Origin of the sequence: Bacillus sp. FSL M7-0003 (genome assembly GCF_038628485.1) — a bacterium.
GTDB lineage: Bacteria > Bacillota > Bacilli > Bacillales > Bacillaceae > Bacillus > Bacillus safensis.
In genome coordinates this window covers 2,530,950-2,545,725 of sequence record NZ_CP152024.1, presented here as the reverse complement: position 1 = coordinate 2,545,725, position 14,776 = coordinate 2,530,950, and the positions used below count along the sequence as shown (strand labels likewise).

The window sequence follows — 14,776 nt, the reverse complement described above, 5'->3', positions numbered from 1 at the left end:
TTTCCTGGAGAAGTTTTTTCTCATTCCATGACAGAAAGTTGTAGGATGAAGGGAAAGTTTGTATATTTATATAGGAAGATGCCAAAGCGGCTGGAGGATGAGAGATGAATAAAAAAGATATTATCAAACTTCTTGAAACAATTGCAGTATATATGGAACTAAAAGGAGATAATCCTTTTAAAATTTCTGCCTTTCGTAAAGCAGCAGCGGCACTGGAACAAGACGACCGCAGCCTTTCTCAAATAGATGATCTATTAGCATTACCCGGCATTGGAAAAGGAACCTTTGCTGTGATCACAGAGTATATCGAAAAAGGACAATCAGAAACACTCGAACAATTAAAAAAGGAAGTGCCTGAAGGACTTGTCCCGCTCTTAAAATTGCAAGGACTTGGCGGGAAGAAGATTGCTAAGCTTTACCAAGAGCTTGGAGTCCATGATGCACAGTCATTAAAGGAAGCATGTGAAGCGGAAAAAGTACAAGCGCTTGCAGGCTTCGGTAAAAAAACAGAAGAAAAGATTCTCGCTGCTCTTGAGGAGGCCGGAAAGCAGCCAGAACGACTGCCAATTGGCTTTGCATTAGATGTGGCAGAGCGGATTGATCATGCGCTTGAACAGATGAAGGGTATTCTTCGTTTTTCTAGAGCTGGCAGTCTAAGACGTGCAAGGGAAACTGTCAAAGATCTAGATTATATCATTGCGACCAGCGATCCTGAACAAGTCAGAGAGCAGCTCGTTGCACTTGATGATGTCAAAGACGTTATCGCAAGCGGTGATACGAAGGTATCTGTCATTCTTGCCCTTGATTTTGAGATCAGTGTAGACTTCCGGCTTGTGACAACAGATCAATTTGCCACAACGCTGCATCATTTCACCGGCTCAAAAGATCACAATATTCGCATGCGCCAGCTTGCGAAGGAACGCGGAGAGCGTATTAGTGAATATGGTGTGGAAACAATTGAAACTGGGGAAGTCAAAACGTTTGAAGACGAGGCCGCTTTTTATGCGCATTTTGAACTTCCGCTCATTCCGCCAGAAATTCGTGAAACCGGAGCGGAGATTGATACGTATAAAGAAAGTATGCAATTTGTAGAGTTAAAAGATATCAAAGGCGACCTTCATATGCACTCGACTTGGAGTGACGGTGCATTTTCTATTCGCGAAATGGCAGAGGCATGTATCGCAAAAGGCTATGAATACATGGCGATTACAGACCACTCGCAATATTTAAAAGTAGCAAACGGTTTAACAAAAGAACGTTTACGTCTGCAAGCAAAAGAAATTGACAAGCTGAATCAAGAATTCCAGCATTTTCACATTTTCAAAGGGGTCGAAATGGATATTCTCCCGGATGGATCATTAGATTATGATGATGACTTTTTATCAGACATGGATTTTGTGATTGCGTCTATCCATTCGAGCTTTTCTCAGCCAGAGGAAGTCATCATGGAGCGCCTTGAAAATGCGCTGCGGAATCAGCATGTGGATTTAATTGCACATCCAACAGGCCGTTTGATCGGCAGACGGGACGGCTATGCCTTAAATATAGATCAGCTTATAGAGCTTGCGAAGAAAACGGGAACTGCACTAGAGCTCAACAGCAACCCGTCAAGACTTGATTTGAAAACAGAGCATTTAATGAAAGCAAACGAAGCAGGTGTAAACATCATGATCAATACAGATGCACACAATATCGCCATGCTGGATCATATGGAAGTTGGTGTAACAGCTGCAAGAAAAGGCTGGACACCAAAAGCAAATGTCGTGAATACTTTTTCTCTAAACGAGATCAAAAAGTTTTTAACGCGTGACAGGTAGTCGTTAGGAGGCTGGACCATGCTGCAACAAAAAGTGTTAGCATCATTAGAATTTCATAAAGTAAAAGAAAAAGTCATGTCCTATACCGCATCCTCATTAGGAAAAGAAAGAGCGCAGGATTTAACGCCGCTGACGGATATAGAAACCATTCAGCATTTGCTGGAAGAGGTAGCAGAAGCACAGGATGTTATCCGCTTAAAGGGATCGGCGCCATTTGGCGGGCTGACGGATATTAGACGCGGGGTCAAACGGGCAGAAATCGGCAGTACATTAAGCCCGTCTGAGCTCATGGAAATTGCAGGACTATTATATGCTGTGAAGAATATGAAGCATTTTCTCAAGTCCATGTATGAAGATGGTGTAGACATACCACGACTTCATACATATGCAGAGACACTGATTTTACTGCCTGAAGTCAGAAAAGAAATCGAAAGCTGTATTGGTGATAATGGAGAAGTTCTCGACCATGCCACCCCGGCACTTCGTTCATTGCGCATACAATTACGTTCACTTGAATCAAAAGTTCGAGATAAATTAGAATCCATGATTCGCTCACAATCTGCTTCGAAAATGCTGTCAGACACGATTGTCACTATTCGTAATGATCGGTTTGTGATTCCGGTAAAGCAGGAGTACCGCTCGAATTACGGCGGAATTGTTCACGATCAGTCATCATCTGGGGCAACCCTTTTTATCGAGCCGCAAGTGGTCGTGGATTTAAATAACACCTTGCAGCAAACCCGTTTAAAAGAAAAACAAGAGGTCGAAAAGATCCTGCAAATGCTGACAGAGAGTGTGTCAGAACACATTGAGGAACTGCTTCACAATGTAAAGGAGCTTCAGACGTTAGATTTTATTTTTGCTAAAGCAAAATATGCAAAGGCAGAAAAAGCCACAAAGCCTGCTGTGAACGATCAAGGGGAAATTTATTTAAAGCGGGCAAGACATCCTCTATTGCCTAGGGATCAGGTTGTGGCAAATGACATCGAGCTCGGCAAAGATTTTTCAACCATCGTCATTACTGGCCCAAATACAGGGGGTAAGACAGTTACCTTAAAAACGCTTGGTCTTCTCACGCTGATGACGCAGTCAGGCCTTCATATTCCAGTTGAAGAAGGATCGGAAGTGGCGGTGTTTGACCAAGTCTTTGCTGATATTGGAGATGAACAGTCGATTGAGCAAAGCTTGAGTACGTTCTCATCTCATATGGTCAATATTGTGGATATCTTAAAGAATTTGACATCTAACTCACTCGTGTTATTTGATGAATTAGGGGCAGGAACAGACCCTGCTGAAGGTGCCGCGCTGGCCATGAGTATCTTAGATGAAGTGCATCAAACAAATGCACGCGTCATCGCAACGACTCACTATCCTGAGCTGAAGGCTTACGGGTATAACCGAGAAGGTGTCACAAATGCGAGCGTGGAGTTTGACATTGAAACCTTATCACCAACGTACCGCTTGCTCATCGGTGTGCCCGGACGAAGTAATGCATTTGAAATTTCTAAACGTCTTGGTTTGCCAGATCACCTCATTGACCGGGCAAAAGCGGATATGCATGCCGAACATAATGAAGTAGACCAAATGATTGCTTCATTAGAAGACAGCAAGAAACAAGCAGAAGAAGAGCTGCATGAGACAGAAATCTATAGAAAAGAAGCAGAAAAGCTTCATAAAGAATTGCAGAGACAAATTCTTGAATGGAATGAGCAAAAGGACAAACTGCTAGAAGAAGCTGAACAAAAAGCGGCAGAAAAAATTGAACAAGCCTCAAAAGAAGCAGAAGATATTATTCAAGAGCTTCGGTCGATAAAAAATGAGCATCGCTCATTCAAAGAGCATGAACTCATCGATGCGAGAAAGCGTCTTGAAGAAGCAGTTCCTGAGTTTGACCGGAAGAAAAAGCCAGAGCCGGTGAAAAAAGCAGCAAGACAGCTAAAATCAGGCGACGAAGTGAAAGTGCTCACCTTCGGGCAAAAAGGAACGCTGCTTGAACAAACAGGTGACAAAGAATGGAGTGTCCAAATGGGCATTCTGAAAATGAAAGTAAAAGAAAAAGATATGGAATTTATCAAATCAGCACCTGAATTTAAGCAGGAAAAAGCCATTACGGCAGTCAAAGGAAAAGACTATCATGTATCGCTTGAGCTTGACTTAAGGGGCGAGCGTTATGAAAATGCCTTAAGCAGAGTCGAGAAATATTTAGATGATGCTGTCTTAGCTGGTTATCCGCGAGTGTCAATCATTCACGGAAAAGGAACTGGCGCCCTTAGAAAAGGGGTTCAGGAATTACTGAAACAGCACCGAAGTGTGAAAAATGCTCGTTTTGGGGAACAAGGCGAGGGAGGATCAGGCGTTACCATCGTCGAATTAAAGTAAAAAGGAGAAAACGCATGAAAGCCTTTTGGGAAAATGAACTTGTGGAAATTGCCGCCTATTACAGCGTGGCCGTCCTATGTCTTGTCTTATTTCTAACCATTTTTGAACTCGTTACCTCCTATAAAAACTGGGAGGAGATCCAGCGTGGGAACTTAGCTGTTGCCATGGCAACAGGCGGAAAGATTTTTGGGATTGCGAATGTGTTTCAGCATTCAATCGCACAGCACAATTCCCTTCTGCAAATGGTTGGATGGGGCGTATACGGCTTTGTGATGCTGCTTGTCAGCTATTTCATTTTTGAATTTTTAACACCGCGATTTAAAGTAGACAAAGAGATTGAGAATGATAATAGAGCGGTCGGGTTTATTTCACTCATTATTTCAGTTGGGCTGTCTTACGTAGTAGCAGCCGGCATTTAAGGAGACGACATGGAAAAGCTAGCAAAAGTATTAATCGTAGTTGCCTGCACTTTTGCGGTCATTGGTGCCGTTTACATGTTCCTGTGAAATGAAGAAGACAAAGTGAGAAAGCTGTCAGGGGTCCCTTGGCAGCTTTTATCTCACCCAAAGGCGGCGAATCACATGAAGAAAATTCTGCAAAAAGACGAACTCATAAAGCGCATTGATACATGTCTCCAAATGACATCCCTGCCAAGAGACATATATGAACCGTATATTGCACGCCCATTTCAAACGACTGGATTTTTTGATGATTTGAGCCCTTATATTCAAATCGATCCGAGTGGCTATATTCTCATTCAATATGAACGAGGAATCCAAATGCTGCATAAAAGAACAAAAGCGGCGGATGAAGTCATTTACTGGATTTTAGAAGACACGATCTTTCTTACAGTCTACATAGACATGATGAGGCAGTATCAAGTCGACAACATCCAGACGCATTTACCTAATGACCCGAGTATCCATCAACAGATCGTGGAGAGAGTAAATGAGTCATTCCGTGCAATTGGTGGATTATATGAACAGTGGCATCATGAAGGAAAAAGAGCATCGATCGAAACACCAGCGAAGAAATAAAGATGGCATGGAACCAAGCTCTATTTGAAAAAAGCAAACTGCCTTAAGGAAAAGTTTGCTATAATAAAATAGTACGAAAGTTCAGGAAGGAGGGTTTTTATGCAGTCAGATAAACGTTGGCTTCTGCATTACCCGAATCAAATTCCCCACGAACTCACCATCCCAAATGAGACGTTACAATCTTACTTATTCAGCTCCGCAGAGGCTGCACCTGAGCATACAGCCATTCATTTTCTAGGAAAAAACATCACCTATGAACAGCTCCAGGAAGAAGCATTGAAACTAGCTGGTTACCTGATGAAAATTGGCGTGAAAAAAGGCGACAGAGTAGCGATCATGCTGCCAAACTGTCCTCAATCTGTCATTTCTTATTATGCTGTTTTAATTGCAGGCGGCATTGTTGTTCAAACGAACCCGCTTTATACGGAGAAAGAACTGGCATATCAAATGGAGGACAGTGGCTCAAAAGTGCTGATTACACTGGATTTATTGTATCCAAAGGCCTATAAAATGAAAGCGCTGACAAGTATGGAGCACTTGATCATCACCAAACTACAGGATTATTTACCATTTCCGAAAAACATTCTGTTTCCTATCGTCCAAAAAAGAAAAAATAAAATGGTCATCCAAGTGGAGAAAAGTGAGACCATTCATCACTTCTCACAAATTATGAAAGAATCGTCAGAAGAACAGATTCCGGCGCTTGCCTTTGAACCGAAAGAGGATGTCGCTGTTTTGCAATATACAGGCGGAACGACTGGTTTACCAAAAGGGGTCATGCTGACGCATGAAAATATTTTAGCGAATACTGAAATGTGCGCTTCTTGGATGTATAAAACGACAAGAGGCAAAGAACGAATCCTCGGCATCATTCCGTTTTTTCATGTATACGGAATGACGACCGTATTAAATCTTGCTGTCAAAGAAGGGCATTCAATGATTCTCCTTCCGCGATTTGACGCAGCTGATACCCTCAAAACGATTGAAAAACAGAAACCGACGCTCTTTCCAGGTGCACCCACCATGTATATTGCCTTGCTGCATCATCCGAACATTGAAAAATATGACCTGTCGTCCATCACTGCATGTTTAAGCGGCTCGGCGGCTCTTCCTGTTGAAGTCAAACAGAGCTTTGAGAAATTAACAGGAGGGCGTTTAGTAGAGGGGTATGGTCTTTCAGAAACTTCACCAGTGACCCATTCTAACTTTTTATGGGGAGCGAACAAAACAGGCAGCATTGGCTGTCCGTGGCCTGGGACAGACGCAGGCATTTATTGCGAGGAAACGGGTGGCCTTAAAGAGCCGTATGAGCACGGAGAAATTATCGTCAAAGGGCCGCAAATTATGAAAGGCTATTGGAATCAGCCAGAGGAGACAGCAGCTGTATTAAGGGATGGATGGTTTTTCACCGGAGATATTGGGTATATGGATGAGGACGGTTTTTTCTATATCGTTGACCGGAAAAAAGATGTCATTATTGCGAGCGGTTATAATATTTACCCAAGAGAGGTCGAAGAAGCCCTATATGAGCATGAGCTTGTACAAGAAGTCGTTGTCGCAGGTATACCAGATCCTTATAGAGGCGAAACAGTAAAAGCGTTTGTTGTACCGAAAAAGGATGCTTATTTAACAGAGGATGAACTCGATCGCTTTGTCAGAACGAGAATTGCTTCATTTAAAGTACCGCGCGTGTATGAATTTAAAGAATCACTGCCTAAAACGGCTGTCGGAAAAATTTTGCGCAGAGTATTAATTGAAGAAGAAAAAAGAAAGCAAGCTTCATCATCTGAGACACCTGTCGATCAATTGAAGAAATAACGGCCTTCATCATCCGGTCGAGCGGCCGGATGATTTGAATGCTGACAGTCTGCTCTGGTATGATAAAGGTTGAAAAGAAAGAAGAAGATCTCTTGACAAATCACCCGTTTCTTTTTAACATAAAGTTATGAATGAATGCTCATTCAATTTAGAAAGGGACGAAGCACATTGAAGCAGAAAAGACCGAAGTACATGCAAATTATTGATGCAGCAGTTGTGGTGATTGCAGAGAATGGCTATCATCAATCACAAGTTTCAAAGATTGCGAAACAAGCAGGGGTGGCAGACGGAACCATTTATCTCTACTTCAAAAACAAAGAGGATATTCTCATCTCATTGTTCAAAGAAAAAATGGGACAATTCATCGAACGGATGGAGACAGATATTCAAAAGAAGCCGTCTGCCAAAGAAAAGCTTCTACTGTTGATTGAGGAGCATTTTCGCATGCTGGCGCAAAATCATCATTTGGCTCTTGTGACACAGCTTGAACTCAGGCAGTCAAACCTTGAGCTGCGGCAAAAAATCAATGAGGTGCTAAAAGGGTATTTAAATATGCTCGAGTCGATTTTAACAGAAGGAAAGAAAACAGGAGAATTCAGACAAAATTTAGATGTCCGCTTAGCGAGACAAATGGTATTTGGGACGATTGATGAAACCGCAACAACATGGGTCATGAATGATCAAAAGTATGATCTGCCTGCACTCGCAGAAAATGTACATGATCTACTGTTAAACGGAATACATCAATCCTAAAGACAATGTGAAAAAGGATGATTGACATGGAAAAAATACTCAGCTTACATCATGAAGGACAGACAGCGCTCATCACGATTCAGAACCCACCTGCAAATGCCTTATCCTCTCAGCTGCTCACAGAGCTTAATGACATGTTCGATGAGCTCGAACAGAATGAAGAAGTAAGAGCGATTGTGATCCACGGAGAAGGCAGATTCTTCTCAGCAGGTGCTGATATTAAAGAATTTACGACTTTACAGGAAGAGTCTGATTATGCAAGCCTCGCTGATAGAGGACAGCAAGTCTTTGAACGGATTGAACAGTGTCCAAAGCCAGTCATTGCCTCGATTCACGGAGCAGCATTAGGCGGAGGCCTTGAGCTTGCCATGTCTTGTGATATCCGAATCGCAACAAAAGATGCGAAGCTTGGACTGCCAGAACTAAACCTCGGCATCATTCCAGGATTCGGCGGCACACAGCGCCTCCCGCGCTACGTTGGTTCTGCTAAAGCGCTTGAAATGATGGGAACAGCTGAACCGATTACAGGTGAAGAAGCATTTACGTGCGGCCTTGTTACAAAGCTGGCAGAAACAGAGGAAGAAGCGCTCGAAGCGGCTAAAACACTTGCGGGGAAATTTGCAGCGAAAAGCCCAAAATCACTTGAATATGTGCTGGATTTATTGAACGCAACAAAATTGTATTCATATGACGGAGGAATGAAGCTGGAAGCCAAGAAATTTGGTGAGGTTTTCCAATCAAATGACGCCAAAGAAGGCATCCAGGCCTTTATCGAAAAGCGCAAACCGAACTTTAAAGGGGAATAAATAAGGGATAAGTACGACACAAGGGGGAGAAATAAATGAATATATTTGTTTTGATGAAGCGTACGTTTGACACGGAAGAGAAAATTTCTATTCAGTCTGGTGCAATTCAAGAAGATGGAGCAGAGTTCATTATTAATCCTTATGACGAGTATGCCATTGAAGAAGCCATTCAGCTTCGCGATGAGCACGGGGGAGAAGTGACCGTTGTGACAGTAGGCGGTGAGGATGCGGAGAAACAACTGAGAACAGCACTTGCTATGGGCTGTGACAGGGCCGTCTTATTAAACGTCGAAGATGACCTAGAAGAGTGGGACCAATATTCAGCTTCTACCATTCTTTATCACTATTTAAAAGACAAAGAGGCTTCCTTAATCTTAGCAGGGAATGTAGCAATTGACGGCGGCTCTGGACAGGTAGCCCCGCGTCTTGCTGAATTACTTGGCTTTTCATATGTAACAACAATAACAAGTATTCAAATTGACGGCAGCTCTGCGTCGATTGAACGAGATGCAGAGGGTGATGTGGAAGTCATTTCTGCCGAACTCCCGCTTGTCGTCACAGCGCAGCAAGGACTCAATGAGCCCCGCTATCCATCATTACCAGGCATTATGAAGGCAAAGAAAAAGCCTTTAGAAGAATTGGAACTTGATGATTTAGATCTAGATGAAGACGATGTACCATATAAAATCAAAACAATTGAACGTTTCTTACCGGAGAAAAAAGAGGGTGGCAAGGTGCTGAGCGGCGAGCTTCAGGATCAAGTCAAAGAACTGACAGATCTACTCAGAAATGAAGCAAAAGTCATCTAAACATCCACTTTACGATATCACGAGAACAAGGGGGAGCTTGAAGATGAGTAAAAAAGTTGTTGTACTTGGAGAAAGTCGTGACGGTAAATTAAGAAATGTGACATTTGAAGCCATTGCTGCCGCTCACAAAGTGGCAGATGGCGGTGAGGTCATTGGCGTGTTAATAGGGGATGACGTCAAAGGCCTAGCGGATGAACTGCTTTACTATGGAGCGAATCATGTGATGATTGTGGAGCATCCACACCTTTCATATTATACGTCAGATGGTTTTGCGCAGGCGCTTCAAGCCATATTAGATCAGGTTGATCCCGATGCTGTGCTATTTGGCCATACATCGATCGGAAAAGACTTGTCGCCGAAAATAGCCGCACGTCTCCAGACTGGCTTGATCTCAGATGCGATCGATGTAAGCGTTACCGGCGAACATCTTGTTTTCACTAGACCAATTTACTCTGGAAAAGCCTTTGAAAAAGTCATTTCGACAGACCGTCTGCTTCTAGCAACCATCCGGCCAAACAATGTGGCACCACTTGAACGGGATACGTCACGAGGCGGAGAAGTCACACCGGTTTCTGTCGATATTCAAAACCTTCGGACGATCGTGAAGGAAGTCATTAAAAAAACGTCAGAAGGTGTAGATTTATCTGAAGCAAAGGTCATTGTTGCTGGAGGGCGCGGGGTTAAGAGCAAGGAAGGCTTTGAACCGCTGAATGAACTCGCTGAGACGCTGGGGGCAGCAGTCGGAGCCTCGCGCGGCGCCTGTGACGCCGACTACTGTGATTATGCCCTGCAAATTGGCCAAACGGGAAAAGTCGTCACACCAGACCTTTATATTGCATGCGGGATATCAGGAGCGATTCAGCATTTAGCGGGAATGTCTAACAGTAAAGTCATTGTGGCAATCAACAAAGACCCCGAAGCGGAAATCTTCAAAATCGCCGATTACGGAATCGTTGGTGACTTGTTTGAAGTGGTACCGCTTTTGAATGAAGAGTTAAAAAAGATGAATATCCACTCGTAACGCTCATACACTCAGAATGCCTAGGTATTCTGGGTTTTTTTGTATGTGATCAAGCAGAAAAGGAGCGGTTGACAAGTGAAGGGGACAGTCAAAGTCAATGACGTGATCGGACACATTTCTAAACACATTTATGGGCACTTTCAGGAGCATTTAGGAAGAGGGATTTATGACGGGATATGGGTAGGAAAAGACTCAGAGATTGATCATATTGAGGGAATTCGTACCGATGTGCTGAAGGCCCTTCAAGCATTACATATTCCGGTGCTGAGGTGGCCGGGAGGCTGTTTCGCAGACGAGTATCACTGGGCAAATGGTGTAGGTGATCTCAGTGAACGAAAGCCGATGGTCAATACCCATTGGGGTGGTACGGTTGAATCCAATGCATTTGGTACGCATGAATTTATGACATTGTGTGAGCTGCTTGAATGTGAGCCTTATATTTGCGGCAATGTGGGAAGCGGGTCTGTTCAAGAATTAGCCGATTGGGTCGAATACATGACATTTCCAAATGGGACACCTATGTCAGACTGGCGCATTCAAAATGGAAAACAAGAGCCTTGGAAGCTGACCTATGTTGGTGTAGGCAATGAAAGCTGGGGCTGCGGCGGGAATATGACGCCTGAATACTATGCAGATTTATATAAACGCTATCAAACGTACGTAAGAGAATTTGCAGGGCAGCGTATTTATAAAATCGCCTGCGGCGCGAACTCTAATGACGTGAATTGGACGAAAGTATTGATGGAGCAGGCTGCACCGTGGATGGATGGGCTCAGTTTACATTATTACACCGTACCTGGTACATGGGAGAAAAAGGGGTCAGCAACTGAATTTGATGAAGATGAATGGTTTATCACGCTGAAAAAAGCCTATGAGATGGAACGGCTTGTCGAAGACCATGGAGAAATCATGGATCGTTATGACCCAGACAAGCGAATCGGGATGATTATTGATGAATGGGGGACATGGTATGACCCAGAGCCAGGGACAAATCCTGGGTTTTTATATCAGCAAAACACACTAAGAGACGCCCTTGTGGCCGCCCTCCATTTTCATATTTTTCATCGCCATTGCGAGCGGATTCATATGGCAAATATTGCTCAGACGGTCAATGTGCTGCAAGCGATGGTATTAACAAAGGACGAAAAGATGCTTCTGACGCCTACGTATCATGTATTTCACATGTTTCAAGTGCATCAAGAGGAAGAAGCGCTTGAAGTAGAGTTCGTTTCACCCCCGTATGAACGAAGAGGTGAAAAAATTCCTCAGGTCAGTGTGTCAGCCTCACGTTCATCAGGGAAGATGCATATTAGCTACTGTCACCTGAATCCGCATGAACAAACAGAGATATCCCTTGCCATTGCAGGGATTGATGAACAAACGAAAGTCACTGGACGTGTGCTGACGGCCGATCGCATGAATGCCCATAATACATTCGATGAACCTCATTCTGTTCAGCCAAAAGACTTTCAGCAAATGACTGTAAAGTCCGGCGAACTAACGGTGGAGCTGCCGCCAATGTCAGTGGTCATGATAACTGTCGACCTCGCTTAATTGCATATTTCGATGTTTGATGAGAAGAATGTTGGGGCATCATACATTGTAAATGAAGCGGAAAGGGTGTCATGTCATATGCTTAGAACCATTCTAATGATCATCGGTGCGATTGTTGTTATTGGTGCGATTATACGGTTTGTTTTTTAATTCATTTCCTAAAAAATGATTCGTAAGCATTTCATTCGCAAGTCACATTGGTAGATGCTATACTAAAAAGCATAATTTACATTGGAGGAATGAATAATGGCAATCGTAAAAGCTACTGACGCAACATTTTCACAAGAAACTGCAGAAGGTGTTGTTCTTGCAGACTTTTGGGCACCATGGTGTGGACCTTGTAAAATGATTGCTCCAGTTCTTGAAGAACTTGATCAAGAAATGGGCGACAAAATGAAAATTGTAAAAATTGATGTAGACGATAACCAAGAAACTGCTGGTAAATACGGCGTTATGAGTATCCCAACACTTCTTGTTTTAAAAGACGGTGAAGTTGTAGAAACTTCTGTTGGTTTCAAACCAAAAGAAGCACTTGCTGAACTTGTCAACAAACATCTATAAACCGATCTATGTCCAAGCGGCATAATCATTGAAGCGGTTCTCGTAAAGACGAGAGCCGCTTTTCTTTCAACATGGTATAAAACAAATGTTCGTGATACACTAGAAGGAGTGAAAGAGGAAAACAAGGACGGATGAAAATATGAACAAACTAATCAAAGAAAAGCTGTCAGTCCTGCCGGATCAACCAGGCTGTTACTTAATGAAAGATAGACAAAATACGATCATTTATGTAGGAAAGGCAAAGGTTTTAAAAAACAGGGTGCGCTCTTATTTCACTGGATCACATGACGCCAAAACGCAGCGGCTTGTCAGTGAAATTGAAGACTTTGAATACATTGTCACCTCTTCTAATATCGAGGCGCTCATTTTAGAGCTGAATTTAATCAAAAAATATGACCCAAAATACAATGTCATGCTCAAGGATGACAAGACATATCCTTTTATAAAAATTACGAATGAACGCCATCCTAAGCTGATCGTCACCCGCAATGTAAAAAAGGACAAAGGAAAATATTTCGGTCCATACCCAAACGTACAAGCAGCTCGAGAAACAAAAAAGCTGCTCGACCGCTTATATCCACTGAGAAAATGCGCCACCCTTCCTGACCGCGTCTGTCTTTATTATCATCTTGGACAATGTCTTGCGCCATGTGTGTATGACATTTCCGAGGAAACGAATAAGCAGCTCGTGGACGAAATCACAAGGTTTCTAAACGGGGGACATCAGCAAATCAAAAAAGAACTCACCGAAAAGATGCAGGAAGCTGCTGAAAATTTAGAGTTTGAACGGGCAAAAGAACTGAGAGACCAAATCGCATATATCGACTCAACGATGGAAAAACAGAAAATGACGATGAGTGATTTATCAGATCGAGATGTCTTTGCCTATGCCTATGATAAAGGCTGGATGTGTGTCCAAGTCTTCTTTATCAGACAGGGGAAATTGATTGAACGTGATGTCAGCCTGTTTCCAATGTATCAGGACCCTGAAGAGGAGTTCCTCACGTTCATGGGGCAATTTTATGAAAAGAACAACCATTTTCTGCCGAAAGAAATTCTGGTTCCGGACAGTGTCGATCAAGAGATGATTGAGCAATTGCTTGAGACGAACGTTCACCAGCCGAAAAAAGGAAAGAAAAAGGATCTGCTTTTACTTGCGCATCAAAATGCCAAAATCGCCTTAAAAGAAAAATTTTCGCTCATTGAGCGTGATGAAGAGCGGACAATTGGTGCGGTGAAGCAGCTCGGGGATGCGCTTAATATTTATATGCCATACAGAATCGAGGCATTTGATAACTCAAATATTCAAGGAGCAGACCCGGTTTCTGCCATGGTCGTCTTTCAGGACGGGAAGCCCTATAAAAAGGAATACCGAAAATACAAAATAAAAACCGTCTCAGGGCCAGATGATTATGCATCCATGCGTGAAGTCATTAGAAGACGATATACCCGTGTGTTAAAGGATGAACTGCCGCTGCCAGATTTAATTTTAATTGACGGAGGAAAAGGACAGATCAACGCAGCCATCGATGTGCTTGAAAATGAATTGAATCTGTCTGTCCCAGTCGCAGGTCTTGTAAAAGATGAAAAACACCGGACATCGAATCTCATGATAGGAGATACACTTGAAATTGTTGCGCTGGAGCGGAATAGCCAGGCCTTTTACTTATTGCAGCGCATTCAAGATGAAGTGCACCGCTTCGCTATTAGCTTTCACAGGCAGCTCCGCGGAAAAAATGCATTCCAGTCTATTTTAGACGATGTACCAGGTATCGGAGAAAAGCGTAAAAAGCAGCTCCTCAAACATTTTGGCTCTGTGAAAAAAATGAAAGAAGCCTCTATCCAAGACTTTCAGGAGGCTGGCATTCCGAAACAGACGGCTGAACTTTTAATGGAAGCATTAAAAAAATAGATTGTACTTTTATTAAAAGTCTGTTAAGATGTGACTAATTTAATAAATGAACGTGTTGTTTGTTGAAGATAGAGGTGCGAACTTCAAGAGTAAGCCTTCGGAGATCGATGGGATCTAAGAAGAGGGCTGAAAGGGGAGCGTCGCCGAAGTGAATAAAATCCACTCATTTTATTCGCTGGCTGTACATTGAAGAAATGTAGGGCTGTCAAGAATTCATTTCTTGGAGGGCTATCTCATTGTTTGCATCGTTTAATGATGATTTTAAAGCAATGGGAGATTTGTTCTCTCATTGCTTTTTTATTTGCAGTG

General features: G+C 42.9%; 12 protein-coding genes and 1 riboswitch. All 12 genes read left to right on the top strand.

Annotation, left to right across the window (positions count from 1 at the left end):
• Positions 1 to 104: 104 nt before the first annotated feature.
• Positions 105 to 1,817 carry a DNA polymerase/3'-5' exonuclease PolX gene (polX, locus tag MHI23_RS13060; protein WP_125587582.1) on the top strand — a complete coding sequence of 571 codons (1,713 nt, stop codon included), beginning with the start codon at positions 105 to 107 and terminating at the stop codon, positions 1,815 to 1,817.
• A gap of 21 nt (positions 1,818 to 1,838) precedes the next feature.
• Complete coding sequence (locus MHI23_RS13055; RefSeq protein WP_024423224.1) at positions 1,839 to 4,196, top strand: endonuclease MutS2; 2,358 nt, start codon at positions 1,839 to 1,841, stop codon at positions 4,194 to 4,196.
• A 14-nt stretch (positions 4,197 to 4,210) separates the two neighbouring features.
• Complete coding sequence (locus MHI23_RS13050; protein WP_007501637.1) at positions 4,211 to 4,615, top strand: DUF350 domain-containing protein; 405 nt, start codon at positions 4,211 to 4,213, stop codon at positions 4,613 to 4,615.
• A 162-nt stretch (positions 4,616 to 4,777) separates the two neighbouring features.
• Entirely contained in the window at positions 4,778 to 5,233 is a 456-nt protein-coding gene (locus MHI23_RS13045) for an immunity 63 family protein (RefSeq protein WP_122631840.1), read from the top strand.
• 99 nt (positions 5,234 to 5,332) lie between these two features.
• Complete coding sequence (locus MHI23_RS13040; protein WP_025092455.1) at positions 5,333 to 7,051, top strand: AMP-binding protein; 1,719 nt, start codon at positions 5,333 to 5,335, stop codon at positions 7,049 to 7,051.
• 168 nt (positions 7,052 to 7,219) lie between these two features.
• A complete protein-coding gene (locus tag MHI23_RS13035) occupies positions 7,220 to 7,804 on the top strand; it encodes a TetR/AcrR family transcriptional regulator (RefSeq protein WP_024423221.1) in 585 nt (194 codons plus the stop codon).
• A 26-nt stretch (positions 7,805 to 7,830) separates the two neighbouring features.
• Positions 7,831 to 8,610, top strand: a complete 780-nt coding sequence (locus MHI23_RS13030) for an enoyl-CoA hydratase (protein ID WP_061109447.1) — start codon at positions 7,831 to 7,833, stop codon at positions 8,608 to 8,610.
• 35 nt (positions 8,611 to 8,645) lie between these two features.
• Positions 8,646 to 9,419 carry an electron transfer flavoprotein subunit beta/FixA family protein gene (locus MHI23_RS13025; RefSeq protein WP_048239049.1) on the top strand — a complete coding sequence of 258 codons (774 nt, stop codon included), beginning with the start codon at positions 8,646 to 8,648 and terminating at the stop codon, positions 9,417 to 9,419.
• 43 nt (positions 9,420 to 9,462) lie between these two features.
• Positions 9,463 to 10,440 (top strand): electron transfer flavoprotein subunit alpha/FixB family protein, encoded by a 978-nt coding sequence (locus MHI23_RS13020; protein WP_197198339.1) that lies wholly within the window; start codon positions 9,463 to 9,465, stop codon positions 10,438 to 10,440.
• A 75-nt stretch (positions 10,441 to 10,515) separates the two neighbouring features.
• Positions 10,516 to 11,994, top strand: coding sequence for an alpha-N-arabinofuranosidase (locus tag MHI23_RS13015; protein WP_326349526.1), 1,479 nt, complete (start codon positions 10,516 to 10,518; stop codon positions 11,992 to 11,994).
• 246 nt (positions 11,995 to 12,240) lie between these two features.
• Positions 12,241 to 12,555: a thioredoxin gene (gene trxA, locus MHI23_RS13010; RefSeq protein WP_007501629.1), complete on the top strand. Its 315-nt coding sequence runs from the start codon at positions 12,241 to 12,243 to the stop codon at positions 12,553 to 12,555.
• Positions 12,556 to 12,694: 139 nt separating this feature from the next.
• Entirely contained in the window at positions 12,695 to 14,467 is a 1,773-nt protein-coding gene (gene uvrC, locus MHI23_RS13005; protein ID WP_025092459.1) for an excinuclease ABC subunit UvrC, read from the top strand.
• Positions 14,468 to 14,528: 61 nt separating this feature from the next.
• Positions 14,529 to 14,706: riboswitch (Lysine riboswitch) on the top strand.
• The last annotated feature ends 70 nt before the right edge of the window (positions 14,707 to 14,776 follow it).

Excerpts from the sequence above, each read along its gene's own strand:
- MHI23_RS13020 (WP_197198339.1), top strand. The coding sequence starts at position 9,463 with ATGAGTAAAAAAGTTGTTGTACTTGGAGAAAGTCGTGACGGTAAATTA.
- MHI23_RS13050 (WP_007501637.1), top strand. The coding sequence starts at position 4,211 with ATGAAAGCCTTTTGGGAAAATGAACTTGTGGAAATTGCCGCCTATTAC.
- MHI23_RS13030 (WP_061109447.1), top strand. The coding sequence starts at position 7,831 with ATGGAAAAAATACTCAGCTTACATCATGAAGGACAGACAGCGCTCATC.
- MHI23_RS13045 (WP_122631840.1), top strand. The coding sequence starts at position 4,778 with ATGAAGAAAATTCTGCAAAAAGACGAACTCATAAAGCGCATTGATACA.
- MHI23_RS13040 (WP_025092455.1), top strand. The coding sequence starts at position 5,333 with ATGCAGTCAGATAAACGTTGGCTTCTGCATTACCCGAATCAAATTCCC.
- MHI23_RS13025 (WP_048239049.1), top strand. The coding sequence starts at position 8,646 with ATGAATATATTTGTTTTGATGAAGCGTACGTTTGACACGGAAGAGAAA.
- trxA (WP_007501629.1), top strand. The coding sequence starts at position 12,241 with ATGGCAATCGTAAAAGCTACTGACGCAACATTTTCACAAGAAACTGCA.
- polX (WP_125587582.1), top strand. The coding sequence starts at position 105 with ATGAATAAAAAAGATATTATCAAACTTCTTGAAACAATTGCAGTATAT.
- uvrC (WP_025092459.1), top strand. The coding sequence starts at position 12,695 with ATGAACAAACTAATCAAAGAAAAGCTGTCAGTCCTGCCGGATCAACCA.